Source organism: Exiguobacterium sp. CH10 (genome assembly GCF_018617635.1).
Lineage (GTDB): Bacteria > Bacillota > Bacilli > Exiguobacteriales > Exiguobacteriaceae > Exiguobacterium > Exiguobacterium aestuarii_A.
Window position 1 is genome coordinate 35,321 of sequence record NZ_JACSKO010000003.1, and the last position, 24,760, is coordinate 60,080.

The window sequence follows — 24,760 nt, forward strand, 5'->3', positions numbered from 1 at the left end:
GTGAACGAAGAGAGACACCATGAGTATGAACCTCAAGACGTCGAACCTGAAGTACACGAAGCAACAGAAGAAAAACCGACGTATCCGTCTCGGAGCGAATGGCGTCCGAAGCAAGAGGAGCACGTACGCCACAAGCCGAGACCGAATATAAAACCGTTGTTACTCGGAGGGGTTGGCGGATTCTTAGGAGCGGCTTTGTTTTTTGTCACAGTGATGCTCTGGGATTCGCCGACCTCTCGTTTTGTGACGAACGAACTGACGCGGACCGAGCAAGCCGTGACCGTCACCGAATCCGACGTCACGACCGCTGTCCTTGGAGCGAAGACGTCCGTTGTCAGTATTACGAACATTCAGCGGGCCTTCACTTCGGACTCGCAATGGGAAGCGGGCGCTGGTTCTGGCGTCATTTATAAAGTGGAAGGGAATACGGCATACATCGTCACAAATTTCCACGTCATCGAAGAGGCGGACGAAATCAACATCGCCTTTTCCGACGGTCAGATCGCGTCGGCAAAGATTCTCGGTGAAGACCCGCTCAATGATTTGGCGGTCGCAGAAGTTGAGCTGCCAGATAATATCGATGCGAAACCGATCGTGCTTGGTGATTCGACCGTGCTACAAGCCGGTGAGACCGTCATGGCCATCGGAAATCCGCTCGGTGTCTTCTCAAACTCGGTCACCCGTGGTATCGTCAGTGGTGTCGAGCGGACGGTGCCGGTCGATACGAATAGCGACGGCTTGATGGATTACAACGCAGAAGTCATCCAGACCGATGCGGCCATCAACCCAGGGAACTCGGGCGGTGCCCTCATCAATATTCGTGGGGAGCTCGTCGGGATCAATTCGATGAAAATCGCCGAAGCGAGCGTAGAAGGGGTCGGTTTCTCGATTCCAGTGAACGTGGCGCTACCGGTCATTGACATGTTAGAACGCGATGGGAAAGTGACACGGGCACAGCTCGGGGTCACGATTCAAGAAGTCATTGCGGTACCCGGTAACGTTCGGGAAGAGTACGGCATCTCATTCGATCAAGAAGACGGTGTCTTCGTCGAAGAAGTGACACCAGGTAGTCCGGCTGAAGACGCAGGACTTCGCGTCGGCGATATCATCACGCAAATCGGAGATCGCGAGATTAAACGATACGTCGATTTACGCGATGCACTCTATCGAGACGCAACGGTCGGTGATACGATTACGATTGAGTATTTACGTCGTGGTGAAGCAAGTGAAACCGAGGCGACGTTAACTGAAGCAACATAAAGAAGCGGCGACGCTTCTTTTTTAAGGAGGAAAAACTGTGGAAAAAAAAGTATGCAAGGAACATGTTGAAATCGCTTTAGACATCATTGTGGATGAAACAGGGGAGTACCCGTTGTTAGAGGAATTATCCACAAGTGAACAAGTGACATGTGAGTTCTGTGAAGCCGACGCAACATATGTTGTGTCAAGCAAAAACTAATTATCAACATGTGGATTTGTGGATAACTCTGTGGATAACCCTATGGATAACTCCAAAAAAACTGTGGAAAAAGGAAGAATTGGATGAATATTTCAATTATCACGGTAGGCAAACTAAAAGAAAAATATTTAAAACAAGGAATTGCCGAGTATACAAAGCGGCTCTCCGCCTACGCAAAAGTGCAGGAAATCGAGGTCTCAGACGAAAAAGCACCCGAGCATTTAAGTGAAGCAGATATGTTATTAGTAAAACAAAAAGAAGGCGAGCGGATTTTAGCGAAGATATCCCCAGACACGCACGTCATCGCGTTGGCGATTCAAGGGAAGCAGCGGACGAGTGAAGAGTTCGCTCGTGAACTCGATCAACTCGCGACGTATGGAAAGAGTAAAATCGCCTTCGTCATCGGAGGGTCGCTCGGTCTGTCGGACGATGTGATGAAGCGAGCGGATGATACGATTTCGTTCTCGAAGATGACGTTCCCGCATCAACTCATGAAGCTCGTATTGTGTGAACAGATTTATCGAGCGTATCGGATCAATCGGAATGAACCGTACCATAAATAAATGAGGTTTATTCATAAAAAGTGTCTTTACCATGTTTTAAATTGTTTTTTATAGGACATTTTTATAAAGAACACTGAGACTCTTAAACAGTGAGTCTAAAAATATAAAAGATTTTGATAAACTTTCTAATACAACAAACATTAAGGTAGGAACTATTACAAGGAAATAACTAACGATTAGAACTAGTATTGTGGGGAAAATATATGAGTACAAACTTCAAACAAAGTTTATTAAACCTTAGTGGCGATTTTGATGATTTTTTCAGAACACTACAAAAAAGTTATAATGATGAAAAGTTAGCTCCTTGGGGTAAAACATTATTAATAGCTCCTTTTACCAAGTCAACTTTTTGGGGGATTATAAAATCTCTATTTCCATTAATTATTTGGCTGCTAATTAGTTTAGGAATTGTATCCACCGAAGTTACTTTTTTAACAAAAGTGATAAGTGGTTTAATAACATTTTTGTTAGCTTTGTTGTTCACTTATACACTTCATTTTCTCAGAATGATTAATTTGAAAGATACAGAAAACTTCCATATAGGTGCTTATAGAATTGCAAAAAAGCAGGAGTATGAGCTCTTTGTGAAGTATTTACCTTACGATTTCTCTTTTTTTGGACTATATGATGAGGTTGTTACTCATAATCCTAGTAGGCAAGAGTTATTAATAAAAGAAGAGCAAATTAATTCCCAAAAAAAACAACATGAAGAATATGTTAAGCAAGCAAATGATAATTACTTGGCTCTTCAACAAGAATTCAAAGATTTACAAGAGCAAAGTTCTTTGGTTGTGGAACTTATTAAAGAAATAGTTACTGTGTTCTATCAATTTGTAAATAATCGCTTTGAGATTTATTCTTTAAAGTTCTTTGCTGGTTTTACTATTTACGAAATGGATGATAGTAATAGAAATCACCTTGATAAAATTGCAGATATTGGTACTACCGGGCACTCACCCGAGCAGATTATAGTTCCACAAGATATTAGTGATGGAGAATTTGCTGTATTAAGAGCTTTACGCCCAAGAGAAGATAGGTATGAGCCTGAATTTGATACACCATATAAAAATCGATTTATTGTATCATTCAGTATGAAGATGAATAATAATAATACATGGGTATTTAATTTTCATGCTGATGAAGATAACTCAAAGGCTTTGTTTTTCCTTCTTAGTGACAGTATAATGGAGACAAGAGAAGTTTATCGTTTAATTCATTCCCTTTGTTTAAATCTAGAGCAAAGAAAGGGGCAAAGAGAATGTGGAGAGATATTGCATTAGATAAGCTTAAAACTAAAAGTGGAAAGCTTTCTTTTAAAACACAAAGCGAGATTAATATAGAACAGCAAAGGAAACTTGAGGAATTTAATCACAAGTTATCAAAGCTTAACGAACTAAATATAAAATTCCATGAAGTATCAGTTTATGAAACAGATACAACTAAAGAAGAGGCTAGAGTAGACCAATAGTTTACTCTTTATTCTTTAGAAAAATCTCATTTAGATCTATTATGGTGAACCATATCATAAGAAAATGAGATTTTAGAGTTTATCCCAAATTGAACTGAGCCTTGTTTTACGAAAAGTTTAATAAAAAGTGCCTCGAACTCTATGCGGCGATTAGATGACCCCGGTATTGCTCCGGGGTCATCTTTTTTTAGATTCCATGGCTTGCGTTCGCTGTTGTAGTAGTCGACCATCGAACGAACTACGCTGAGGTCCAGTACCGATTGATGGTCGATATGATTTTTCAGGTGTCCAAGGTAGGACTCGATTGGTGTGTTGTTGAGACAGTTCCCACGATGTGACATGAAATGGACCAATCTCAGTCCGCGAATCCGGTATTGATAGACCGGATGGGTATAGTGGAACCCTTTGGTCCGAATGAATTATCGCCTCGGGAGGCTAAAGGTGCTCTTCGAGCTTCCTCGTTGTCTGAAAGAGGAGGCCCATGTGAAGGCTCGTCGACAGATAATGCGCCACAATCTCATGTGTCGCCACGTCCTTCACACAAGAGAGATAAACGTTCTGACCCTTTTAAGTCGGGAGATAGGCGATGTCTGTCACGAAAAACTTTTCCGGCTCATTTTGCTTGAACTGACGGTTCAGATGATTCCGCAACGTTTTGTGCTCCTGCGTCGCCTGGGCGAGTCGTTGCTCGAGCGAATGTCGCCCGCCCACTTTCGGTTTCCCGTGACGACCGGTCAACAGTTCCTCCGTGTTATAGATTTGATAGGTCTTGCGCCAGCATTCCAAGGTAGACTTCACCTCCATACGCCCAATCACCATCATGTTGAAACCGGTCTCCTCGAGATTTGGGAAGGACCCTTTCCTTCTTGATTTTTAAGAGCGACCCGAGCCTGTATACTGGATCGACTGACTCCATGTTCGGATTTAACTCAAGCTGCCTAATCTGATATTCGTGGAAGATGAGTTTACTCATGGATGCTTTCCCAGTTTGAATGAATAGGTTCATCCTCTCAAAATATTTAGGAAGATAACATACAGTTACATTTTTAAAACTTGATGAATATGAAACCTTAATCAAATGAAAATCCAAAAATGCTTTCTCCAGTACAGTAAAATCACTATATAAAATGTATTTTTTTGTAATTGTATGTTACAATTTACACATTAGAATTATTGTGAAGGAAGGTGTAATTGTGAGTACCTCTATTGCAAGTTTTGAAAAAGCAATTTTGAAAGAACTTCGAAATAATAATTTAGCAATTTTTGCTGGTGCTGGGCTTTCAAGAGGTTCAGGTTTTGTAGATTGGCGAGGTCTGTTAAAAGATATAGCAATGGAATTAAATTTGGATATTAATAAAGAACTGGATTTAGTTTCTGTCGCACAATATCATTTAAATGCAAATGGGAGACAGACAATCAACGAAGCGATTATAGACGAATTCCAGCAAACGGCTGAAAAAAATGAGAATATGAATATATTGTCTAATTTACCAATTGATACATATTGGTCAACAAACTATGATTCTATAATCGAAGATACATTGAACGAAACTGGCAAGATAGTAGATGTGAAAATTAAGCAAAGTCAAATGAAGAATTTTAAACCTAATAGAGATGTTGTAGTTTACAAAATGCATGGTGATAAAGAATTTCCGGATGACGCAGTCATAACGAGAGATGATTATGAAAAATATGGGACTGATAGAGCGCTATTTACTACTCAGCTTAAAGGTGAACTAATATCAAAAACATTTGTTTTTATTGGTTTTAGTTTTGAAGATCCTAATTTAGAGCAAATTCTAAGTAAAATTCGAATTGATTTGCTGGGCGCAAGTCCAAAAAATCATTACTGTTTCTTTAGGAATATAAATAAGTCAGATGAACGTTACAATAACACTGGGAAATTTAATGAAGAAGAGTACAACTACGATAAGGTAAAGTTGGATTTAAAAGTCAAAGACCTCAAGCGATTTGGTATTAATTCAGTTTTAATTGAAGAGTACTCAGACATTACTAGTATTCTTAAGAACATTGAAAAAAAGTTTAAAGTCAATAAAGTATTCATATCTGGAAGCGCTGAAGAATATGGTGATTTTTCAGAAGAGGAAGCCAAAGACTTATTACATAATCTTTCTAAAACATTAGTGATTAATAATCATCATATAATATCTGGGTTTGGATTAGGGGTAGGGAGTTTTGTTATCAACGGTGCTTTAGAAGAAATATTTGCAAATAAGGGAAAAAAAATAAATGATTATCTAACGCTAAGACCTTTCCCTCAGGCTGAATCGGGTGGAAAGACATTAAGAGAACTTTGGACTGAATACCGTAAAGATATGATAAGTGAATCAGGCGTAATGATATTTGTTTTTGGAAATAAACTTGTTGATGGAAAAGTGGTTGAAGCTGATGGAATGCTAGAGGAATATCACATAGCAAGGGAAAAAGGCAAATTTATCATCCCTATTGGTTCCACCGGATATGCGGCTGAGATTATTTTCAAAGAAATAAGGGATGATATAGAACAGTTTTGGTATTTGGAGAACTCTATAGCTGTTTTAGAAAATGAGAAAGAACAACAAAAAATAATATCAGAGGTTGGTAAAATAATAGATAATATTAGGAGGAGAGTGTGATGGCTAAAAAGGTATTTTTTAGTTTTCATTATGAAAGAGATGCTTGGAGAGCAGCGCAAGTTAGAAATTCAAATATAACTCAATTAATTAAGGGTTATGTTGATAAGGCAGAATGGGAAGAGATAAAGAGAAAAGGTGACAAGGCAATTAAAGATTGGATTGAAGGGCAGATGAAAGGAACATCAGTTACCGTAGTTCTAATCGGTAACGAAACAGCAGATAGAAAATGGATAAAATACGAAATTGAAAAGAGCGTAGAAAAGGGAAATGGATTGCTTGGAATTTACATTCACCGTCTAAAAAATAAGGATGGTGAGAAGGATGAAAGAGGACAAAACCCTTTAGATAACGTTTATATAACTGTTGATGGGAAGATAAAGAAAGCTTCGAGTTATTTCAAGACATATTTCTGGGATTTAAATGATGGTTATCATAATTTTTCTAGGTGGATAGAAGAGGCTTCTGCTTTAGCAGGTAAATAAAATACTATTTACTCAATGGTATTTTTTAATGAAATCACTTTATGTTAGAAAAACGCAATCAGATTTACCACGGAAAGTCGTATCATAAATAAATATTTGTTGAAAAGTCATCTAGAACATTGTTTTACACTTGTTCTAAATGACTTTTTTAGGAGTTGAATCATATGCGTGTTTGGGGAGTGACGATTTTATCGAATGATCTTGCCGAAGGTATTCGATTTAGCTACAAAGATTTACTAGGGGATGGCTATTCGAATGAACAAGCGAGTGAACGAATCATTCAAGAGTGCGTAGATGAATTAGATGCTGAAGAAATGACACTTTTTTGGCTTTCCTTTGCACTTATTCAATGGAAGCATGGAAGCTAGGACGATTACACGATCACGTAAAACAAAATGCTGTAGAGATTATTGACAGGAGAATCGAGCTAGAAAATTGGAACGATGATTTAAAGCTAAAGAAGATATGATGACGATGAGGACATGCCTCGAAAAATTGCCGTGTATCAGTCTGGCAAAAGGGATCCATTCGTCAAACGGGCTAGTCTCATTGCTGAAGGTTTTCCTATAACGAGTGATACGGAACCACCTTACACCTTGTTATCTTGGAAGAGCCTCAATGCATTCATAGATGAGATGAATCTAAGTAAAAATTAGATTGGACAATAGGATTCATCAAATCGATGGATTTTGCATCGAACTGTAATATTTTCAATCAAGGAAATGGAGCTGCAGCCAAACATGATCTACACCATCAAACTCCTAACAGAACGAATCGCTCCCGATTTTCTAACAACCTTTGAACGTTTTCAGGAAACGCATCGCATTTATGCCGTGGATTCAAATGGTGAGCTTTATCAAAAAGACGAGCATTACATCGATGAATGGGATGACGCGAAAAAACAACAGATCATTGAGATTCTCAACTACTACATCGACCGTGGCGGCGTTGTTGTGGCAATCCAAAAAAGTGAAACTTTACTTGGCTTTGCCGGACTGGATGGACACCTGCTCGGAACGGAAGGCCAGTATTTAAATCTGGGCTTCATGCATGTGAGTCGTCCTTGTCGCGGTCAGGGAATCGGGAAGGTGTTATTTGAACGTGTCTGTCAGGCAGCAATCGAACGAGGCGCGAAAAAGCTATACATCGGAGCGAACCCGTCCGTCGATACATATCATTTCTATGAAGCGATGGGATGCATAGTAGCCGAAGAAATCGTGCCAGAAATCTATAAAGAAGAACCACTCGATTTGCAACTCGAATATGTTTTATCGTCTCCTGAGACCGCATCGTAACGATGTGGTCTTTTTCATGTGTAAAATCGCTCAACTCCAAGCTTTTTCTCCTATGAAGAATTGACCGATTTCAAAAAATTGTGATAGAATCACAAGGCAAATGATTATCATTATCAGTCGATAATAATAGATGAAATCGAACCGTTGGAGTGAACGTGAAAGGATGAATACAATGAGCACGCTTGAAGCATATAACATGGCATTTAAAAACGGATTGGAATTAGAGGACGATGTGGTTCTCGAGGACATGAAGCTCGGAGAATCAACGGAATGGGATTCGATTGGACACATGACCCTCATCGCAGAAATCGAAGATGCGTTTGACGTCTATATCGACTCGGAAGAAATGACAGAGTTTCATTCATATCAGTCTGGCATCGCATTACTGCAGCGCCTCGGTGTGGACATCCAGTCATGACGCTTTTTCAAACACTCGAGCAGTACACGAATCGTGAGGCGGTCTATGCGGACCGTTCTTACACATACGGCGAGATGTTGGAGGTCGGCGACTCGATTTGTCAGGAAGTCGAAGAACGGTCGCTTGTCTTCTGTCTATGTGCCAACCGGGTCGAGTCGCTCTTCGGCTATGTCGGTTTTATTCGAGGACATGTCGTACCCGTCTTGTTAGACGCGGATATTCCAGCCGAGCAATTACAGAAGTTGATGGAACGCTATGAACCGACACACGTATGGGCACCGGAATCGAGAGACGATTTGGCGAACGCGTTGGATGCTTACTATGGTTACGGTGGTTACGCCTTGTTTGAAACAGGAGCAACAGTTCACCATGAACTTCATAAAGAGTTGGCCCTTCTGTTGACGACTTCAGGGAGTACCGGAAGTCCGAAATTTGTCCGTCTCACGTATAACAACCTATCAGCGAACGCCACATCGATCATCGACTATCTCGACATCGATCAAACAGATAAACCGATCACGACGCTACCGATGAACTATTCGTATGGGCTCTCGATTATCAACAGTCATCTGTTGAAAGGAGCGACCATCATCCTAACAGACCGCTCGATCGTTCAAAAAGAGTTTTGGGAGTTGTGTCGTGCCGAGCAGGCGACAACGTTTGGTGGGGTACCGTTTCATTACGAAATGTTAAAGCGTTTGAAGTTTGAGACGTATGATCTGCCAAGTTTAAAGAAGTTGACGCAAGCAGGTGGGAAGTTGGACCCAACGCTCGCGCATCACTTTGCGACGGTATGTGAAGAAAAAGGGATTCAATTTTTTATCATGTATGGTCAAACAGAGGCAACGGCCCGGATGTCGTATTTACCGAATCGGATGCATGCGGTAAAAGCAGGGAGTATCGGCATCGCCATCCCTGGTGGAACGCTTTCGTTACGAGATGAAGTCGGAAACGATATCAAAGATGCGAACGTGACAGGCGAGTTAGTATATCAAGGCGACAACGTGTCGTTTGGGTATGCGACCTCGTTAGCGGACCTTTCAAAAGGTGACGACAATCACGGTGTCTTGCGTACAGGTGACATGGCGTATCGTGACGAGGATGGGTATTTCTTCATCGTCGGCCGCATGAAGCGCATGATTAAACTATATGGAAGTCGAATCAGCCTGGACGAAGTCGAGGCCCTCCTTCGAGAGCACGGACATGACTGTGTCTGTGCCGGGGAAGACGACCAACTATATGTGTATACGTTGCAAGATGACGTCGCACGCATTCAAAAAATCATCAAAGAACAAATCAAGGTGAAAGGTGTTCGGGTGATGCAGATTGACGAGATTCCACGTAATTCGTTTGGAAAGATTCGTTATGCCGCATTGCCGAAGCGAGAACTTGTGACCACCTGATTGTCAGGAATCGGTACATCGTCAAGTTTCATAACATCAGGTGGTAAATATGACTTTTATTTCGATTGAATTTCTCTTATTTTTAACAATCATCGTTGGAACGTATTACGTGGTCCCGCATCGATTCCGATGGGTGCTCCTCCTCTTAGCGAGTTATGTCTTCTACGCTACGTTGAGCGTTCAATTCATTCCGCTATTGTTGATCAGTACCGCCTTCACCTATGTGATTGGGATTCTGATTGAAAAGCAAGAAAAGAAAGAACAGAAGAAACGGCTCATGTGGGTCGGTGTCTCGGTTCTTGTCTTCTTCCTCGGATGGTTTAAGTATTTTAATTTCGTCAACGATTCGCTCCGTTCGTTCGCCGCATGGAGCGGATTTGATTATGATGTGCCGTATAAAGAGATCGTGTTGCCGTTGGCCATCTCGTTCTATACGTTCCAAGCCATCAGTTATGTCGTGGACGTCTCGCGAGGGAAGCAAAAAGCAGAGCGTCATTACGGCTATTTCTCGGTCTATTTCGCCTTCTTCCCGCAACTCGTGGCGGGTCCGATTGAGCGGGCGAAAAAACTGCTTCCCCAGCTGAAGACAGAGCAGCATCTCGACTACGACAATATCAGCTATGGGATTCAGCGCATCATTTGGGGATTCTTCAAGAAGACGTTGATCGCTGACCGATTGGCTCCGATTGTCGCAAGTGTATTCAATAGTCCAGATCCGACTGGTTCAGAGATTGTGCTCGCGACGATGTTGTTCTCGATTCAACTGTTCGCCGATTTCTCGGCGTGTAGTGATATTGCCATCGGCTGTGCACGATTGCTCGGAATTCGATTATCGGAGAACTTCAAACAGCCACACTTTGCCGTATCGATTGCCGACTTTTGGAACCGCTGGCACATCACACTTTCGATGTGGTTGCGAGATTATATTTTTATGCCGCTCGCGAAAGGGAAGAAGAAGCGCGAACAGATTTATGGTGCCATCCTCGCAACATTCTTAGTGAGTGGAATTTGGCATGGTGCCGCGTGGAATTTCGTCTTATGGGGACTTATTCATGGAATCTATCGTGTGTTCGGAGACCATACGAAACAGCAGCGCGAAAAAATGGCGTCATGGGTCGGATTTGACCGCGTGCCGACACTGCATCGTTGGTGGAAAATCGCCATCACGTTCCAGCTCGTCTGCTTCTCGCGCGTCTTCTTTCAATCGCATTCGATGGCAGAAGCGTTCTCGCATGCCAAATTGTACGTGACGCCCTCTTCGTGGGCACCGTCAGGCATGATGCAGGCGATTCAAATGTTCTCGTTACTCGATTTAATCATATTCCTCGTCGTCTTTGTCGTCGTTCACCTGTTCCAACATATTGAACGAACGAAAGGTTCAGCTTGGGATTGGATGGCACGTCAATCTGCGGTGACGAGCGTGGCCATCAACCTGTTCTTGATTGTCTCGGCTTTCTTGTTTGGTGTGTCGAGCCAAGGATTTGTATACGGTGGGTTTTAAAATGCACGGAAAGGAATTAGCATGAAGCGTTTAGGAATTAAAATCGTCGTTGTGTTACTCGTGATGATCGCTATCTTTATTCCTGTCAACGAGTTCGTGAAGGACTCGTGGGAATATAATAATAACCGAGCTGTCCTTGCCTTCAAGGAAGACCCTCATCCTGTCGATATCATCAATTTGGGGACGTCCCATGCGATGTACGGGTATTATTTTAAACCGACCGGATTGTCGCATCTCGACTTGGCGTTACCGAGTCAACCGATTGAATATGATTTGAAGATGCTAAAAGAATACGATGAGCACCTGAAGCCAGGCGGGGTCGTGATCGTGTCCTTATCTCAAATCACATTCAGCAATTCGGACGTTGGTCGGAAGGCGAATTACTATCGCGTCTTGGACCGTAAAGATATCGAGCCGGTCAGCCTGTTTCAGTATTATACGCATGAACAGTTCCCGGCATTGAACAGCGGAAGTGCCTATGCCGCCATTTCCCGGGAAATCCGAGATTTTCGCTTTGATGCGCATAAGCCATGGGAGAATGGTGGGCTGAACTACTCAGAGCGTAAGTATGAGGAAGTGGCCGCTCAATATGAGAATGCCGTGAACCATCATGAGATTGAAGAGAACATGTCGCATTTACAAGACATCATCGATTACTGTAAACGACAAGGGTATCGTGTCGTCTTGGCGATGGAGCCGGTCCATGCGTCGTATCATACGTATTTTGATGAGGAAGTCATGGAGCACCTCGTGTTTCAGCATTTAGAGAAGTTGGATTTAGATGTCCCGTTCCTCAATTATATGGGGGATGAACGATTCATTCATGAGCAGTCATTCTTCCATAACCCGGACCATTTGAACGGTGATGGGCGGACGCTGTTGTCTTCACTCGTTTATGAAGATTTGAAGCGGTTGGGGTATGTTCAAGAAAAGTGACATCGTATTCAATCAAAAAGAATGCCTGCGAACGTCCATAATATCACTAGCATCGACAGGAATGAGACGAATACCGTCTGATTCGATACCCGCTCCTCCGCAAAGCGTCGAAATAGTCGTTCGAGGATTGTTTGGCCGATGACGACCGCTAGAAAGATGATCGACATTTCAGCGAATAGAGAATAGTCGTTACGAAAAATAAAGATCATGGCAACAAAGAGGATGATGGAGCTGGTCAATGTGGTGAGAAAACGTTGTTTATTCAATCAAATCTCTCCCTTCTCTCATCATTACGTGTATGCTTTAGAAAAGATTCAAATAGACGGGGAGTGATTCACATCGAAACAATCTATTTAGCGGGCGGATGTCTATGGGGTGTTCAAGAATTTGTGAGGACGTTACCTGGTGTCCTTTCAACTGAAGCAGGACGCGCGAACGGGACGACCGGTACGTTAGATGGAGAGTATGACGGTTACGCAGAGTGTGTCAAAACTACGTTCGATCCGGACGTAGTGACGGTCGAAGATTTGATGCATTACTTGTTCGAAATCATTGATCCATATAGCGTTAACAAACAAGGAATCGATGTCGGGGAGAAGTATCGAACGGGCGTATACAGTGAAGAATCACGACATTTGATGGAGGCACAAGAATTCATTGAGCGACGCCCTGATGCAGAACGGATTGCTGTTGAAGTCAAACCGCTCACGAACTATGTGCGGAGTGCGGACGAACACCAGGATCGCCTGACGCGTTGCCCGGACGATTATTGTCACATACCGAAAGAGTTGTTAACGAAATATCGGAAAGACGAAACATCGCCAACCCCTTAATCTGGAGTTGGCGATGTTTTTACGTCCGCTCGAGAATGTTCACGAGTATTTGATGAACGACGTCATGGTCGTTTGTGTCATGCAGCTGATATGGACTCCCCGGGAGCGTGTACACATCTTTCGCTCCGACGTACGTGATGTGGAGTGTCAAGGAACCATCTTCCTGACACGCCGTCGTCAATTCCAAATCGCCACTGATGACACCGACTTCTTCTGTCATGACACCGTGGGTTGCCTTAAAGGTAGAAGTAAGTTTGTTCATGAATGACTCCTTTTCTGTCTCAATAAATACAAGCGTTGATGGCTGTCGTGAGTGCTGACTTCTCTGACGATTGAAGGCTCAAGCCCCAACGACTCTTCGTCTCGACCCACATCTTCGCATATGCACAACGCGCGCCGGTGCGAGGTGGTTGCCATGTCGATGGATCTTGGTCTCCTTTTGAGCGGTTCGATGAAGCGGATACCGCGATCAACTGAGGACCGTTCAAGTCGTTCGCAAAGCTCTGACGTTTGGTTGTCGTCCAGCTGCTTGCGCCAGAGCGCCATGCTTCAGCGAGCGGAACAACGTGGTCGATATCGATGTCAGATGCCGACGTAAACGTCAAACCGTCATAGTAACTGTACCATGAGCCCGTCGTTACCGGACATTGGTCGACGACCGAGTCAGCGTCCCGTTTCAAGACGATATGACGCGTGTTACAACCACTTCCTTGACTCGACCAGTGCGGGAAGAGGTCCCGACTGTATCCTGTCATCGACCCTTCATTTTTGACAGTGAGCGCATTCAGTTTCGTGAGCGCATCCGCTTTCGAAGGGATATTCGGTGGGAATGCAGAGACCGGTGTCGCGTCAAATGACGCGGAAATCCAGACAAGCAATGTGACGAGTGCGACAGACATGAGTTTCTTCAACATAAAAAGCCTCCTACTATGTATTTGGAATGAACACTTGTCGAGCAAGTGGGCAACCTTTCGTGAGACAAACATCACGCAATAAATTCAACTTGATCATACACAGGACGATTTTGAAAAAGTGTGAAAATCTGCAAAATGATTAGAAAGACTATCGCAAATCCTTCTCTAGCATTAGCGAGCGATCTCGTGTTATTTCTTTGGAACTAGTGAGCGATCAGGACTGGTATAATGAATGACATGGATTGAGAGAAAAGAAGAGGTGGATGGAATGAACAAGAAAGAGATTGCGGCGATTCGCCGACAGTTTAAAGTGAATGCGACGAAGCTGAAGATTGCTGACTTATATACGATTTACATCCGGCAGGAAACGAATGAGATTTACTACGAAGAGTTGCGCCCGTTCCCGTTCCTTGAAGAAGAACAGCAGGAATTGTTTTTGACAAACTTCAAAAAAGTGCTCGGTGGGAAACTCGATGAAAAACTATTCGAAGTGAAGTTCCAATATCCGGAGGAAGGCCAAGTCGACCATACGCAAGGATTGCTGTATGAAGGACTTCGTACGGAAGAAACAGACGTGTGGACGGACTATATGCAACGCATCGCCTTGAAGATGGTGAAAGACACGCCATTTGAAAAAGACATGGTCGTGACGTTCATCCGGGGTAATTACAATAAGCCGACGAACCGGTATTCGGAAGAGTCTGAGATTCACGCGAACGATGAAGTGTATACTACGAAGTTCATCCTCGGCAGTATCAGCCCGACAGAACTTCCGAAAAAGTCACTCGTCTTTGACTTCGTCGAGCGGGAATTCAAAGCGAGCTTGATTGTAAATCCAATCATCAAACTCGAGGTGCCAATTGGTGGATTCTTATTCCCGTGTTTCACGGATAATGCGGCCGATGTGAACCATGTCCTCTATTCGGCACATAAAGCGCATCAACCGGATATGACGTTCATTGAGAACGTGCTGAACGGTTCAGAAATCGTTACGGCAGTGGAAGAGAAGGCGGTCTTCGAAGAAGTCGTTAAAGCGGTCATCGGGGAAGAAGTCAATTCACGGACGCTCGCGACCGTTTACGATGAGATCAATCAAATCATTGTCGCCGAAGAAGAGAACGAACAGGAAGAAGAGCGGGTAGCGATGCTCGACTCTCGTGCGGTCGAGGTCGTCCTTCGGGCGAGCGGTGTGGAAGATGTGACGACAGAAAAAGTCGAGCAGGCGTTCAAACAAGTCGTGGATGACACGAAATATGAGATGAAAGCGACGAGTGTCGTTCCGAAATATACGTCAAAATCGATTAAAATCAATACAAAAGTCGCCAATATTTCTGTCAGTCCACAAGATTTGAAATACGTGAAGCAAGTGAACTATAAAGGAAAACCATGTCTGTTGATTGAAGTGGAAGAAGAGACGGAGATTGAAGGCTTCAAACTCATCTCTGAAGAGTCGCTAGACTGACTGGAGGAAAATTGATGCATCCGCTTGAGTTGATTGATCTGTTGATTGTGTTCGCCATCGTGGTTGTATTGGTTTTGCTGTCGTTTCAATTTCATGGGAAATGGCGCAGGCGTATACGGGTCGCGACGGTGTGTTGTATATTAGCGTACGGAATATTCTATGCAGTTCGTCCTTATTGGGTGAATCAACAGGTACAGGAAGAAAAAATAGTGCTCGAAGCGTATCTCAAGGACCGATATCCGACCGAAATCATCACCGTCCGCTCTATTCCTTATGGGGAGAACGGATTTGAGAGTATGAATCCTCATACATTGTTCGTGAAATTTTCGACAGAACCGGATGCTGAGTACACATATCTCGTGAGTCGTGACGAATCGATTCATCAAACGAGCCACAGTTCAACCATCGACTCAAAATTTGATTTTCTTCACTTGGAAAACTGAGCCCAAACGACAGATTGGGCTCTTTTTTGACAATCGAGTGAGGAAGGTTGAATTTGAGATTTGATACAGGTATGATGCAGGTGAAAACGTTTTCCAAAATCCATATTTTTTTAATGTTTATCGAAAGCGCTTTCGATTGTTGTGAGGTAATAAAAAACCTCAAAGACGAATATCATCTTTGAGGCTGAATCTGCATTATTTACGTGCTTTGCTCACTTTAAGTTTCTTCCCTTTGACAGGCGTCGTCTCCATCGCTTGAAGGACGATCGAGCCTTTTCCGTTAAGAATATCGACGTACGTCATCTGGTCATTGATTGTGATGATCCCGATGTCGTCAGCAGATACGCCAGGAATTTTGGCAATCGTTCCAACGAAGTCGACAGCGCGAAGTTTTTTCTTCTTCCCGCCACTGAAGTGGAGCTTCATGATGTCCTGGTTGATGCGAGCTGTCTTGTTGTTGCGAACGACGCGTCGTCCGCTCAACTTTTGCTCGAAGGCATCTTGGTTAGCCGCTACTTCCGCTTCCGTCGGCGCATCGATCATCGGAATTTCGAATTGAACGTATGATTCGATAGCTCCGATGAGACGTTCTTCCTGACGGGTCATGAGCGTGATTGCTGTTCCTTGTTTGCCGGCACGTCCAGTACGACCGGTCCGGTGCACGTAACTCTCCTTTTCGACAGGAACGTCATAATTGATGACGAGTTCGACGTTGTCGACATCGATTCCACGTGCTGCGACGTCTGTCGCCACGAGGTAGCGGAAGTTGCCCATCTTGAAGCCGTTCATGACGGCGAAACGGTCTTCTTGCTCAAGTCCGCCATGGAGGCGTTCAGCTGAATAGCCGGCTTTGTCGAGCTCGGCGTACACCGTGTCGACGTTCTCTTTCGTCCGACAGAAAATCATACAGCTATCCGGGTTCTCGACGACCGTGATGTCTTGAAGGACAGCAAGTTTCTCGTTCCGATGAACGGGAAGTAAACGGTGTTCGATTGTCGAAGCCGTCATACCTGTCGATTCGATGGCGACACGTGCCGGAGCATTCATATGCTTCTGACAGAGACGTTCGATATCTTGTGGGAATGTTGCTGAGAAGACCATTGTGACGCGATTTTTCGGCAACTGTTGAAGGATTTTCTCTACGTCGGCGAGGAAGCCGCGGTTGAGCATCTCGTCCGCTTCATCGATGATCAAGTATTCGATGCGGTCGAGTGAGAGCGTCTCGCGCTCGATGTGGTCCATGACGCGTCCAGGTGTACCGACGACGATATGCGTCTTTTGTTTCAATTCTTCACGCTGTTTCGAGAACGGTTCTTTCCCGTAGACGGCAGTCGCTTTGATTCGTTTGAAACGTCCGATGTTCGTCATGTCTTCCCGTACTTGAACGGCGAGTTCGCGTGTCGGTGTCAAGACGAGGACTTGTGGTTTGTTTTCGGCCCAATCGATGAGCTCGATGACCGGAATCCCGAAAGCAGCTGTCTTTCCGCTTCCCGTCTGTGCTTTGACAATCAAGTCTTCGCATTCGAGCGCACGGGGGATGACGTGTTGTTGTACTTCAGTCGGTGATTCGTATTTCATAATGCCTAATGCGCGAGTAATCTCATCGCTCAGGCGATAATCAGTAAATTGCTGTTTGTTCATGGGTAACCTCATTCTTTCGTGAAAACTTCTGCTTCAGAAAATTTCAATGTCTATTTGCAATACAGTCCATTATAGACCGAAAGACGGTAGGAAAGCGAATGAGAATCCATTATCCGAAGTCAGGCAACGTCGGGTCGGGTTGAATCACATAAAAAATAAACTGGTCATGAACATCTTCTAACTGTTCGATCAGCTCTTCATTTTGTTGTTGATACGCTTCTAGCAATTGAGGACATATGTAATGAACTGTTCCATCTTCACGAGCCAGGCTAGCGGTTTCTTCCTGATCAAATTGTAAAACTAACGGTTGTTGGCATGCTGTGCAGCAACCAATCTCCATCTTGTGAAAACCGATTTTTGCTCCCTCAATGAAGCAAGCATCGCAATAATGCTTGATTGGATCACCGAAATGACCGAGTTCATCTGTATGGATGACTTCATGTTCGTTCAATGATTTATTACAGCTGACGCAGTTATACATCAATAACACTCCTTTAGTGATCTGTTCCAACAACGTATCATGCGATGAGCCGATGTACAACTTTATCCAATAACAATATTTTATCAGGTTCAGAAATGTTGAAAGAAAGGGGCTTACATAATGGAATCCGATTATAAATATCTCGTCCAACACCTTCAACAAAGCCAATATCGAACGCACGCGAACCATCTCGAAACTATCATCAAACCAATTCCAGATTTAGATCGTACCGGTGACCTCGATCCACGCGTCTTTGCGACGCTGCCTTCGAATCATCCTTCAGATGATGAACCGGATGGCGAATTCAATCTCGAAGCGGCACGTGCCGGCATGGGGTGGCCGAATCAGGATCAGACGACAATCGACATCAAAACCGAATATGTAAAGATTCCAAGTGAGGACGGTGACATTCCGGTTCGCCTGTATCGTCCGCATCACACTGAAGCCATCCCAGCGATTCTCTTTTTCCACGGGGGCGGCTTCTTCGGAGGGACGCTCGAGACGGTCGAGAATCCATGTAAGTTTCTGGCGGAACGGGCGAACGCAGTCGTCATCTCCGTCGATTATCGTCTCGCCCCGGAGCATCCGTTCCCGGCCGGATTGAACGATTGTTACCGAGCCTTTGAATGGGTGTATGACCATGCGAGTGAGTTGAACATTCTCCAAGACCGAATCGCGGTCGCCGGTGACAGTGCCGGAGGGAATTTGGCGACCGCTTGTTGTCTGATGGAGAAAGAACGAGGGGAGGGGCGCATTTGTTATCAAGCACTCGTCTATCCCGTCGTCAATCTGGGATCGATTCCGACAGATGATTTTGAATGGACACTCGATGCGTACGATATCTCACACCATCACGACCTGATTCGAGGTGTCGTACTCGCTCTTGCAGATCCAGATTCGCTATTAAATGACCTCTACCTTCAAGGGAAGACGGATGTCACGCATCCACTCGTCTCACCACTTTTGGCAGAGGACGTCACGACTTTACCGCCAGCCTTGATTGTGACAGCCGAGTACGATTACTTACGACTTGAAGGGGAGGAATATGCCCGAAAACTTTCAGAAGCTGGTATTCCGACTCGACTGATTCAATATCGGGGTATGGATCATGCCTTTATGGACAAATTAGGAGACTACCCACAGGCAGAAGATTGTATGAATGAAATCGCAAAAGGACTTAAGGAGCTGACGAAATGAAACAGTATACATTGGATTGGAAACGTTATGAAGAATTGGCACGTCAAGCGGTCGCGGAAGGGGTCGTGTTAGTCAAAAACGAACAGAAAACCCTCCCGTTGCAGTCTGAAACGAAGCTTGCCGTATTTGGGCGTAGTCAATTCCATTACTATAAGAGCGGTACCGGTTCAGGTGGGATGGTGAACGTCGGACATGTTACGACACCGCTCGAGGCACTACGTGAACGTACAGACATTCACATCAATGAATCGCTTTATGCGACGTATGAGGAGTGGGTGAAAGAGAACCCGTTCGACCAAGGTGTCGGCTGGGCCGGAGAACCGTGGTCACAACAGGAGATGGACGTATCGGATGAACTCGTCGATCAAGCCGCGCAGGAGTCGGATGTCGCGCTCATCATGATCGGACGTACGGCTGGGGAAGACCGTGACAACACGGCCGACCCGGGCAGTTACTTATTGACGGATATCGAACACGCGATGATCGAGCGCGTGACGAAGCGCTTCAACAAGACGGTCGTCGTGTTGAACGTCGGAAACATCATCGACATGAAGTGGGCGAATGAGCCGAGTGCAATCCTCTATGCATGGCAAGGTGGGATGGAAGGCGGAAAAGGACTCGTCGACGTGCTTGTCGGAGACGTAAGTCCTTCCGGGAAACTGACAGATACGATTGCCCGATCCATCGAGGATTATCCGTCGACAAAGAACTTTGGTCATGCGGATAAAGGGATTTATCAGGAAGACATCTATGTCGGTTACCGCTACTTTGAAACGTTCGCGAAAGACGACGTCTTGTACCCGTTCGGATTCGGACTGTCTTATACGACATTCCATACTGAAGTGAAGCGTACGACAGAAGTCGATGGCGTTTTAACGGTTGAGGTGGAAGTGACGAACACGGGTGAGTGTGACGGGAAAGAAGTCGTCCAACTCTACGTCGAGAAACCGCAAGGAAAACTCGGAAATCCGCTCCGGTCTTTAGTAGCGTTTGAGAAAACATTGCTTCTTGAACCGGGTGAGCGACAAACCCTTTCGTTTAACGTCCGCATGACTGATTTTGCGAGCTACGACGACTCTGGCGTGACGGGTCATGAATCGAGCTTCGTTCTCGAATCAGGAACATATCGCTTATATGTTGGAACGGATGTGCGTTCGGCTTCACTTGCTTTCGAAGTCGAGCAGCAGGAGCAACGCGTCCTCGAGACGTTAAGCGAAAATATGGCGCCTGTCCTCCCGTTCGAACGGATGAAACCGATTCAAGGCGAACAGGGATTTGAAGTGGGCTACGAGTCGACACCGCTTCGCGCCGTTGACGTCGAGACACGTTATTTGGAAGAACGCCCTGAGACGCGAGTGTTCACGGGTGACCAAGGTATCAAATTGAGCGATGTATATCACGAGAAGGCATCACTCGACACATTCTTAGATCAATTGACGGATGAGGATTTGGCGACAATCGTCCGCGGACAAGGGATGAACTCGCCGCGTGTCACGCCGGGTACGGCAGCTGCGTTCGGTGGCGTGTCCGATCGATTGAACGCGCTTGAGATTCCAGCTGCGTGTTGTGCCGATGGTCCATCAGGCATTCGCATGGATATCGGGACGAAGGCGTTTGCGCTTCCGAACGGGACTCTCTTGGCTTCTACGTTCAACGTCGACCTCGTCGAAGACTTGTTCGAGATGACAGGGCTTGAGATGCGGAAAAACCGTGTCGATACGTTGCTCGGACCAGGGATGAACATTCATCGCAACCCGTTGAACGGTCGGAACTTTGAGTACTTCTCGGAAGACCCGCATTTGACAGGGAAGATGGCAGTTGCTCAATTAAATGGGATGCATCGTGTCGGTGTGACAGGAACGCTCAAGCACTTCAGCGCCAACAACCAGGAGGCGCATCGTCACGATATCGATTCGGTCGTCTCGGAGCGGGCGTTACGCGAGATTTATTTGAAAGGGTTCGAGATGGCCGTGAAAGAAGGTCGGGCTTCATCCATTATGACAACATATGGTGCGGTCAACGGGATTTGGACGGCCGGATTATACGATCAAAACACGCGCATCTTACGTGACGAGTGGGGTTTTGAAGGGATTGTCATGACGGACTGGTGGGCAAAAGTGAACTTCCGTGAGGATGAGTCGGCCAACCGTCAAAATACGGCAGCGATGGTCCGCTCGCAAAACGATTTGTATATGGTCGTCGACCGTCCGGACCTCAACTCATTCGAGGATAATACGATGGCATCGCTCGAAGAAGGGGTGGTCACACGGGGTGAGTTGTTGCGGAGCGCGCGCAACATTTGTTCATTTATCTTGAAATCACCGGCGATGGAGCGTCTTCTCGGAATTCATGATGGTTCGGTCGAGGTGCTCGGCTTTGAAGATGAGACGAATCAACAGGACGCATTCGAGTTGGACTATCAACATCTCGAAAACGGGGAGCATGTCGATTTGTCAGGAATCGACACCTCGACAGGGAACACGCACGTCTTCGCCATCTCGGTCGACCAGACCGGGACGTATGACATCACGTTGACGGCCCGTTCGAACGCTGGGGAGTTGGCGCAGATGCCGGTGACGTTGTTTGCAAACAATATCCCGGGTGCGACGTTCACGTTTAACGGGACGGACGGGGAATGGGTGACACAGACGAAGCAGGTCTTCTTCCTGAACCAGCATAACTATCTCCAACTCTATTTCGCATTGAGCGGTCTAGAAGTGAAGGACGTGTCTTTCACACTTGCGGATGAATTCAGTATGAAGAACGGATAATGGATGCAAGGACGTCTCAATGAGGCGTCCTTTTTCTATTTACAAAAAGCATACACATCTGTATTCATTCTGAAAATGTATCTTTACAAAAGTCCGTTAGGCTACAGAAGTAGCAAACATTCGGGAGGGTTTACAGATGAAAAAGACAATGAAAAAGTTCGTTCCACTCGCAGTCGTTTCGACGCTTGCACTCGGGGGCATCGTTGGCGTTCAGCAACAAAACGAAGCAGAAGCAGCAAAGGATTCAAAGAATCATAAAGCGAAAAACGTCATCTTTATGATCGGGGACGGGATGGGCGTGCCTTATACGACAGCACTTCGTTACATGAACGATAATGAAGAGACGGTAGAAATGGAACCGACTGCGTTCGATTCACATTTGGTGGGCATGCAATCGACATACCCTGAGGACGAAGAAGAAAACGTAACAGACTCGGCCGCAGCGGCGACAGCGATGAGTTCTGGCGTAAAGACATACAACAATGCGATCGCTGTGGATAACGACAAAACAGACGTGAAAACGGTACTTGAACAAGCAAAAGAGAACGGCATGTCGACAGGACTTGTCGCGACGTCAGAGATCACGCATGCGACACCGGCTTCTTACGGCGCGCACGAGGAGCAACGTAAGAGTGAGAATGCCATCGCCAACGATTACTACGATGATTTGATTAATGGTGAACATAAAGTCGACGTCATGCTCGGGGGCGGAACGAAATTCTTCGAACGCTCGGATCGAAATATTGCGAAGCAGTTCCAAGAAGACGGCTACAGCTATGTCACGTCTGCTGAGGAAATGAAGCAAGACAACAACGAGCAAGTGCTTGGTCTCTTCGCGGAAGTGGGCATGGATAAGATGATTGACCGTGACGAGGAGCAACCGAGTCTTGCGGACATGACGACCTCGGCGCTTGATCGCCTAAAAGGGAACGATGATGGATTCTTCCTCATGGTAGAAGGAAGTCAAATCGACTGGGCCGGACATGATAATGATGTCGTCGGTGCGATGAGTGAGATGAAAGACTTTGAGCAAGCGTTCGAGGTCGTTCGTGATTTCGCCAAAGAGAATGGGGAGACGTTGGTCGTCGTGACAGCGGATCACTCGACAGGCGGTATTTCAATCGGAGCGGACGGAAATTACAACTGGGATCCGACACCGATTCAAGCAGCGAAACGCACACCGGACTTCATGGCGAAAGAAATCGAAGGTGGAGCGGACGTGGAAGCCGTCTTACGTGAGAACATCGATTTGGAATTGACGTCTGAAGAGATTGCTTCTGTGAAGAAAGCGGCTGAAACGAATGACGTGACAGAAATCGATAACGCCATCGAAAAAATCTTTGATCAACGTTCGGGAACAGGCTGGACGACGGACGGTCACACAGGTGACGACGTACCAGTATATGCGTTCGGACCACAACAAGAGAAATTCGTTGGCATGAGCGACAACACGGATCAGGCGAAACGGATCTTCAACTTGTTGAAGAATAAAGGGAAAATCAAATAAGTAAGGATATACCTTAAGACTACGTGGGAATTCCCGCGTAGTTTTTTTTGAAGGTATCATCTTTCATATACTTCTAGTGATTTGATTGCATGTCGCAATACATCGACCTCTTCGTTTTCCCACCCTAATCGGTCTACTGCATTGATGAACTGTCGTGTTGCTTTAATAAGAGCAACTTTCAATTCTTCAATTGAAACGATACCGATTTCTGTATCCATTTGACCATCTTTCATAAATGATAATTCGAGTTCAGACAAAGATATTTTTTTGGCTGATATCGAAAGGGGACCATCCATAAATGGAAACGTATGAACAGATTTAAGTGGAGCGTGTAAAATTGCGCGACAGCTATCAATCCACCATTTTAATAGGACAGCAACGAAATCAGACCAACCGACTCCCGGGAAATAATCATATGTATCAATGACAAAGTTGATTTCACCAATAATTTGATTAGAGTATGTTAATGAATCAAAATCAATCTCAATGTAAATTTGATGACACATCATTGCTCACCTCATCAATTTTGAAAGATTACTACTAAGAACATCTTACTCGAGCGATAAGAAGTATGAAAGAATGAGCTGAGCTTACAGAAAGAATCGTATGATAGACAGACAAGTAATGATTCAACCAACGAGGGGGAAACGAATGAAACACGCAGTCATTTTTGATATGGACGGAACATTATTTCGAACAGATTTGATTTTAGAGTTGGCACTCAATGAAACGTTTGATTACTTACGACAAAATGGAGAATGGACAGGATCGACACCGATTGACGAATACCGGAACATCATGGGAGTACCATTACCTGTCGTATGGGAGACGTTGCTGTCGAAACAAACGGTAGAGATTCGGGAAGCGGCAGATGCCTATTTCTTAAGACGACTCATCAAAAACATTCAAAACGGGAATGGTGCATTATATACCGGGGTACTCGAGTTGTTTGAACAATTGAATCATAGGGGTTATCCAGTCTTCATTGCGAGCAATGGCTTGGTTGCCTATTTACAAGCGATTGTAACGCACTATGAATTGGACCATTGGATTACCGAAACATACAGTATTCAGCAAATCGATACGTTGGATAAAGGGGATTTAGTGGCTGAAATCGTGAATAAGTATGAACTACAGGATGGCTTCGTAGTCGGAGACAGATTATCGGATATCATGGCTGCACGAGCGAACGGACTTACTTCAATCGGCTGTCGTTTTGACTTTGCGCAAGAAGCAGAATTGAAAGAAGCGGATTACGTCGTGAATCACTTGTCGGAAGTGCTAGACATCGTTCTACAGGAGACGGTTTCGCTATAAGTGAATCGATTTCGAGTTTGGGTTCGTACGTAA

Annotated in this window: 27 protein-coding genes; 20 read left to right on the top strand and 7 right to left on the bottom strand. The window is 44.9% G+C overall.

The features are described 5' to 3' along the window. From KNP04_RS10655 to KNP04_RS10675, 5 genes are all read left to right on the top strand, one after another. Positions 1-1,260, top strand: a complete 1,260-nt coding sequence (locus KNP04_RS10655; protein ID WP_214875858.1) for a S1C family serine protease — start codon at positions 1-3, stop codon at positions 1,258-1,260. Positions 1,261-1,297: 37 nt separating this feature from the next. Continuing rightward, positions 1,298-1,459 carry a CxxH/CxxC protein gene (locus tag KNP04_RS10660; RefSeq protein WP_214696548.1) on the top strand — a complete coding sequence of 54 codons (162 nt, stop codon included), beginning with the start codon at positions 1,298-1,300 and terminating at the stop codon, positions 1,457-1,459. Between the two features lie 83 nt (positions 1,460-1,542). Next, complete coding sequence (gene rlmH, locus KNP04_RS10665) at positions 1,543-2,022, top strand: 23S rRNA (pseudouridine(1915)-N(3))-methyltransferase RlmH (RefSeq protein WP_074034007.1); 480 nt, start codon at positions 1,543-1,545, stop codon at positions 2,020-2,022. A 203-nt stretch (positions 2,023-2,225) separates the two neighbouring features. Continuing rightward, on the top strand, positions 2,226-3,302 hold the full coding sequence (locus KNP04_RS10670) for a hypothetical protein (RefSeq protein ID WP_214875867.1): 1,077 nt from the start codon (positions 2,226-2,228) through the stop codon (positions 3,300-3,302). Next, the gene (locus tag KNP04_RS10675; protein ID WP_214875869.1) at positions 3,281-3,490 is read left to right on the top strand and encodes a hypothetical protein; all 210 of its coding nucleotides are present in this window, start codon (positions 3,281-3,283) and stop codon (positions 3,488-3,490) included. The genes KNP04_RS10670 and KNP04_RS10675 overlap by 22 nt, the downstream gene beginning before the upstream one ends. A 567-nt stretch (positions 3,491-4,057) precedes the next feature. Here KNP04_RS10675 and KNP04_RS10680 read toward each other — a convergent pair. Next, on the bottom strand, positions 4,058-4,312 hold the full coding sequence (locus KNP04_RS10680; protein ID WP_214875871.1) for a hypothetical protein: 255 nt from the start codon (positions 4,310-4,312) through the stop codon (positions 4,058-4,060). Between the two features lie 371 nt (positions 4,313-4,683). Between KNP04_RS10680 and KNP04_RS10685 the strand changes: the two genes are divergently transcribed. The 8 genes from KNP04_RS10685 (at position 4,684) to KNP04_RS10720 (ending at position 12,161) form a co-directional block, all read left to right on the top strand. Next, entirely contained in the window at positions 4,684-6,126 is a 1,443-nt protein-coding gene (locus KNP04_RS10685) for an SIR2 family protein (protein ID WP_214875873.1), read from the top strand. Next, the gene (locus KNP04_RS10690) at positions 6,126-6,608 is read left to right on the top strand and encodes a TIR domain-containing protein (RefSeq protein WP_214875875.1); all 483 of its coding nucleotides are present in this window, start codon (positions 6,126-6,128) and stop codon (positions 6,606-6,608) included. Before KNP04_RS10685 ends, KNP04_RS10690 begins: the two co-directional genes overlap by 1 nt. 164 nt (positions 6,609-6,772) lie before the next feature. Continuing rightward, complete coding sequence (locus tag KNP04_RS15380) at positions 6,773-6,976, top strand: hypothetical protein (RefSeq protein ID WP_251129919.1); 204 nt, start codon at positions 6,773-6,775, stop codon at positions 6,974-6,976. Between the two features lie 372 nt (positions 6,977-7,348). After that, complete coding sequence (locus KNP04_RS10700) at positions 7,349-7,903, top strand: GNAT family N-acetyltransferase (RefSeq protein WP_214875877.1); 555 nt, start codon at positions 7,349-7,351, stop codon at positions 7,901-7,903. A gap of 172 nt (positions 7,904-8,075) precedes the next feature. Further along, a complete protein-coding gene (locus KNP04_RS10705; RefSeq protein WP_214875879.1) occupies positions 8,076-8,321 on the top strand; it encodes an acyl carrier protein in 246 nt (81 codons plus the stop codon). Continuing rightward, positions 8,318-9,724, top strand: coding sequence for an AMP-binding protein (locus KNP04_RS10710; protein WP_214875881.1), 1,407 nt, complete (start codon positions 8,318-8,320; stop codon positions 9,722-9,724). Before KNP04_RS10705 ends, KNP04_RS10710 begins: the two co-directional genes overlap by 4 nt. A gap of 49 nt (positions 9,725-9,773) precedes the next feature. Next, positions 9,774-11,225 (top strand): MBOAT family O-acyltransferase, encoded by a 1,452-nt coding sequence (locus tag KNP04_RS10715; RefSeq protein ID WP_214875883.1) that lies wholly within the window; start codon positions 9,774-9,776, stop codon positions 11,223-11,225. 21 nt (positions 11,226-11,246) lie between these two features. Continuing rightward, a complete protein-coding gene (locus KNP04_RS10720) occupies positions 11,247-12,161 on the top strand; it encodes a hypothetical protein (protein WP_214875884.1) in 915 nt (304 codons plus the stop codon). An 8-nt stretch (positions 12,162-12,169) separates the two neighbouring features. On the opposite strand, the gene KNP04_RS10725 is transcribed toward KNP04_RS10720, so the two are convergent. Next, on the bottom strand, positions 12,170-12,427 hold the full coding sequence (locus KNP04_RS10725) for a hypothetical protein (protein ID WP_214875886.1): 258 nt from the start codon (positions 12,425-12,427) through the stop codon (positions 12,170-12,172). Between the two features lie 72 nt (positions 12,428-12,499). Here KNP04_RS10725 and KNP04_RS10730 point away from each other — a divergent pair, with 72 nt between their 5' ends. Then, the gene (locus KNP04_RS10730) at positions 12,500-12,994 is read left to right on the top strand and encodes a peptide-methionine (S)-S-oxide reductase (protein ID WP_214876411.1); all 495 of its coding nucleotides are present in this window, start codon (positions 12,500-12,502) and stop codon (positions 12,992-12,994) included. A gap of 19 nt (positions 12,995-13,013) precedes the next feature. Here KNP04_RS10730 and KNP04_RS10735 read toward each other — a convergent pair whose 3' ends face one another. Together KNP04_RS10735 and KNP04_RS10740 are read right to left on the bottom strand one after the other, a co-directional pair. Beyond that, positions 13,014-13,256, bottom strand: a complete 243-nt coding sequence (locus tag KNP04_RS10735) for a hypothetical protein (RefSeq protein WP_214875889.1) — start codon at positions 13,254-13,256, stop codon at positions 13,014-13,016. Between the two features lie 19 nt (positions 13,257-13,275). Then, positions 13,276-13,908 carry an HNH endonuclease family protein gene (locus tag KNP04_RS10740; protein WP_214875893.1) on the bottom strand — a complete coding sequence of 211 codons (633 nt, stop codon included), beginning with the start codon at positions 13,906-13,908 and terminating at the stop codon, positions 13,276-13,278. 268 nt (positions 13,909-14,176) lie between these two features. Between KNP04_RS10740 and KNP04_RS10745 the strand changes: the two genes are divergently transcribed. Both KNP04_RS10745 and KNP04_RS10750 read left to right on the top strand, forming a co-directional pair. Further along, on the top strand, positions 14,177-15,370 hold the full coding sequence (locus tag KNP04_RS10745; RefSeq protein ID WP_214875896.1) for a DUF4317 domain-containing protein: 1,194 nt from the start codon (positions 14,177-14,179) through the stop codon (positions 15,368-15,370). Between the two features lie 14 nt (positions 15,371-15,384). Further along, positions 15,385-15,813: a hypothetical protein gene (locus tag KNP04_RS10750; protein WP_214875912.1), complete on the top strand. Its 429-nt coding sequence runs from the start codon at positions 15,385-15,387 to the stop codon at positions 15,811-15,813. A gap of 195 nt (positions 15,814-16,008) precedes the next feature. Here the strand turns inward: KNP04_RS10750 and KNP04_RS10755 are convergent, their stop codons facing one another. Beyond that, positions 16,009-17,454 (bottom strand): DEAD/DEAH box helicase, encoded by a 1,446-nt coding sequence (locus KNP04_RS10755; RefSeq protein WP_214875915.1) that lies wholly within the window; start codon positions 17,452-17,454, stop codon positions 16,009-16,011. Positions 17,455-17,563: 109 nt separating this feature from the next. Continuing rightward, the gene (locus KNP04_RS10760; protein ID WP_214749576.1) at positions 17,564-17,935 is read right to left on the bottom strand and encodes a hypothetical protein; all 372 of its coding nucleotides are present in this window, start codon (positions 17,933-17,935) and stop codon (positions 17,564-17,566) included. 120 nt (positions 17,936-18,055) lie between these two features. On the opposite strand from KNP04_RS10760, the gene KNP04_RS10765 reads away from it, so the two are divergent. From KNP04_RS10765 to KNP04_RS10775, 3 genes are all read left to right on the top strand, one after another. Beyond that, positions 18,056-19,132, top strand: a complete 1,077-nt coding sequence (locus tag KNP04_RS10765) for an alpha/beta hydrolase (RefSeq protein ID WP_214875918.1) — start codon at positions 18,056-18,058, stop codon at positions 19,130-19,132. Beyond that, positions 19,129-21,903 (top strand): glycoside hydrolase family 3 protein, encoded by a 2,775-nt coding sequence (locus tag KNP04_RS10770; protein ID WP_214875921.1) that lies wholly within the window; start codon positions 19,129-19,131, stop codon positions 21,901-21,903. Before KNP04_RS10765 ends, KNP04_RS10770 begins: the two co-directional genes overlap by 4 nt. 136 nt (positions 21,904-22,039) lie before the next feature. Then, positions 22,040-23,410, top strand: coding sequence for an alkaline phosphatase (locus tag KNP04_RS10775; RefSeq protein ID WP_214875924.1), 1,371 nt, complete (start codon positions 22,040-22,042; stop codon positions 23,408-23,410). Positions 23,411-23,466: 56 nt separating this feature from the next. On the opposite strand, the gene KNP04_RS10780 is transcribed toward KNP04_RS10775, so the two are convergent. Further along, on the bottom strand, positions 23,467-23,916 hold the full coding sequence (locus KNP04_RS10780) for a hypothetical protein (protein ID WP_251129920.1): 450 nt from the start codon (positions 23,914-23,916) through the stop codon (positions 23,467-23,469). A 145-nt stretch (positions 23,917-24,061) separates the two neighbouring features. On the opposite strand from KNP04_RS10780, the gene KNP04_RS10785 reads away from it, so the two are divergent. Next, positions 24,062-24,727: an HAD hydrolase-like protein gene (locus tag KNP04_RS10785; protein ID WP_214875931.1), complete on the top strand. Its 666-nt coding sequence runs from the start codon at positions 24,062-24,064 to the stop codon at positions 24,725-24,727. Positions 24,728-24,760 lie beyond the last annotated feature (33 nt).

What these genes read in the sequence shown, in the direction of transcription:
- KNP04_RS10720 (WP_214875884.1), top strand. Translation starts at nt 11,247, where the DNA reads ATGAAGCGTTTAGGAATTAAAATCGTCGTTGTGTTACTCGTGATGATC.
- KNP04_RS10745 (WP_214875896.1), top strand. Translation starts at nt 14,177, where the DNA reads ATGAACAAGAAAGAGATTGCGGCGATTCGCCGACAGTTTAAAGTGAAT.
- KNP04_RS10750 (WP_214875912.1), top strand. Translation starts at nt 15,385, where the DNA reads ATGCATCCGCTTGAGTTGATTGATCTGTTGATTGTGTTCGCCATCGTG.
- KNP04_RS10670 (WP_214875867.1), top strand. Translation starts at nt 2,226, where the DNA reads ATGAGTACAAACTTCAAACAAAGTTTATTAAACCTTAGTGGCGATTTT.
- KNP04_RS10735 (WP_214875889.1), bottom strand. Translation starts at nt 13,256, where the DNA reads ATGAACAAACTTACTTCTACCTTTAAGGCAACCCACGGTGTCATGACA.
- KNP04_RS10715 (WP_214875883.1), top strand. Translation starts at nt 9,774, where the DNA reads ATGACTTTTATTTCGATTGAATTTCTCTTATTTTTAACAATCATCGTT.
- KNP04_RS10765 (WP_214875918.1), top strand. Translation starts at nt 18,056, where the DNA reads ATGGAATCCGATTATAAATATCTCGTCCAACACCTTCAACAAAGCCAA.
- KNP04_RS10780 (WP_251129920.1), bottom strand. Translation starts at nt 23,916, where the DNA reads ATGTGTCATCAAATTTACATTGAGATTGATTTTGATTCATTAACATAC.
- KNP04_RS10770 (WP_214875921.1), top strand. Translation starts at nt 19,129, where the DNA reads ATGAAACAGTATACATTGGATTGGAAACGTTATGAAGAATTGGCACGT.
- KNP04_RS10760 (WP_214749576.1), bottom strand. Translation starts at nt 17,935, where the DNA reads ATGTATAACTGCGTCAGCTGTAATAAATCATTGAACGAACATGAAGTC.
- KNP04_RS15380 (WP_251129919.1), top strand. Translation starts at nt 6,773, where the DNA reads ATGCGTGTTTGGGGAGTGACGATTTTATCGAATGATCTTGCCGAAGGT.
- KNP04_RS10680 (WP_214875871.1), bottom strand. Translation starts at nt 4,312, where the DNA reads ATGATGGTGATTGGGCGTATGGAGGTGAAGTCTACCTTGGAATGCTGG.
- KNP04_RS10700 (WP_214875877.1), top strand. Translation starts at nt 7,349, where the DNA reads ATGATCTACACCATCAAACTCCTAACAGAACGAATCGCTCCCGATTTT.
- KNP04_RS10740 (WP_214875893.1), bottom strand. Translation starts at nt 13,908, where the DNA reads ATGTTGAAGAAACTCATGTCTGTCGCACTCGTCACATTGCTTGTCTGG.
- KNP04_RS10690 (WP_214875875.1), top strand. Translation starts at nt 6,126, where the DNA reads ATGGCTAAAAAGGTATTTTTTAGTTTTCATTATGAAAGAGATGCTTGG.
- KNP04_RS10775 (WP_214875924.1), top strand. Translation starts at nt 22,040, where the DNA reads ATGAAAAAGACAATGAAAAAGTTCGTTCCACTCGCAGTCGTTTCGACG.
- KNP04_RS10755 (WP_214875915.1), bottom strand. Translation starts at nt 17,454, where the DNA reads ATGAACAAACAGCAATTTACTGATTATCGCCTGAGCGATGAGATTACT.
- KNP04_RS10710 (WP_214875881.1), top strand. Translation starts at nt 8,318, where the DNA reads ATGACGCTTTTTCAAACACTCGAGCAGTACACGAATCGTGAGGCGGTC.
- rlmH (WP_074034007.1), top strand. Translation starts at nt 1,543, where the DNA reads ATGAATATTTCAATTATCACGGTAGGCAAACTAAAAGAAAAATATTTA.
- KNP04_RS10675 (WP_214875869.1), top strand. Translation starts at nt 3,281, where the DNA reads ATGTGGAGAGATATTGCATTAGATAAGCTTAAAACTAAAAGTGGAAAG.
- KNP04_RS10705 (WP_214875879.1), top strand. Translation starts at nt 8,076, where the DNA reads ATGAGCACGCTTGAAGCATATAACATGGCATTTAAAAACGGATTGGAA.
- KNP04_RS10785 (WP_214875931.1), top strand. Translation starts at nt 24,062, where the DNA reads ATGAAACACGCAGTCATTTTTGATATGGACGGAACATTATTTCGAACA.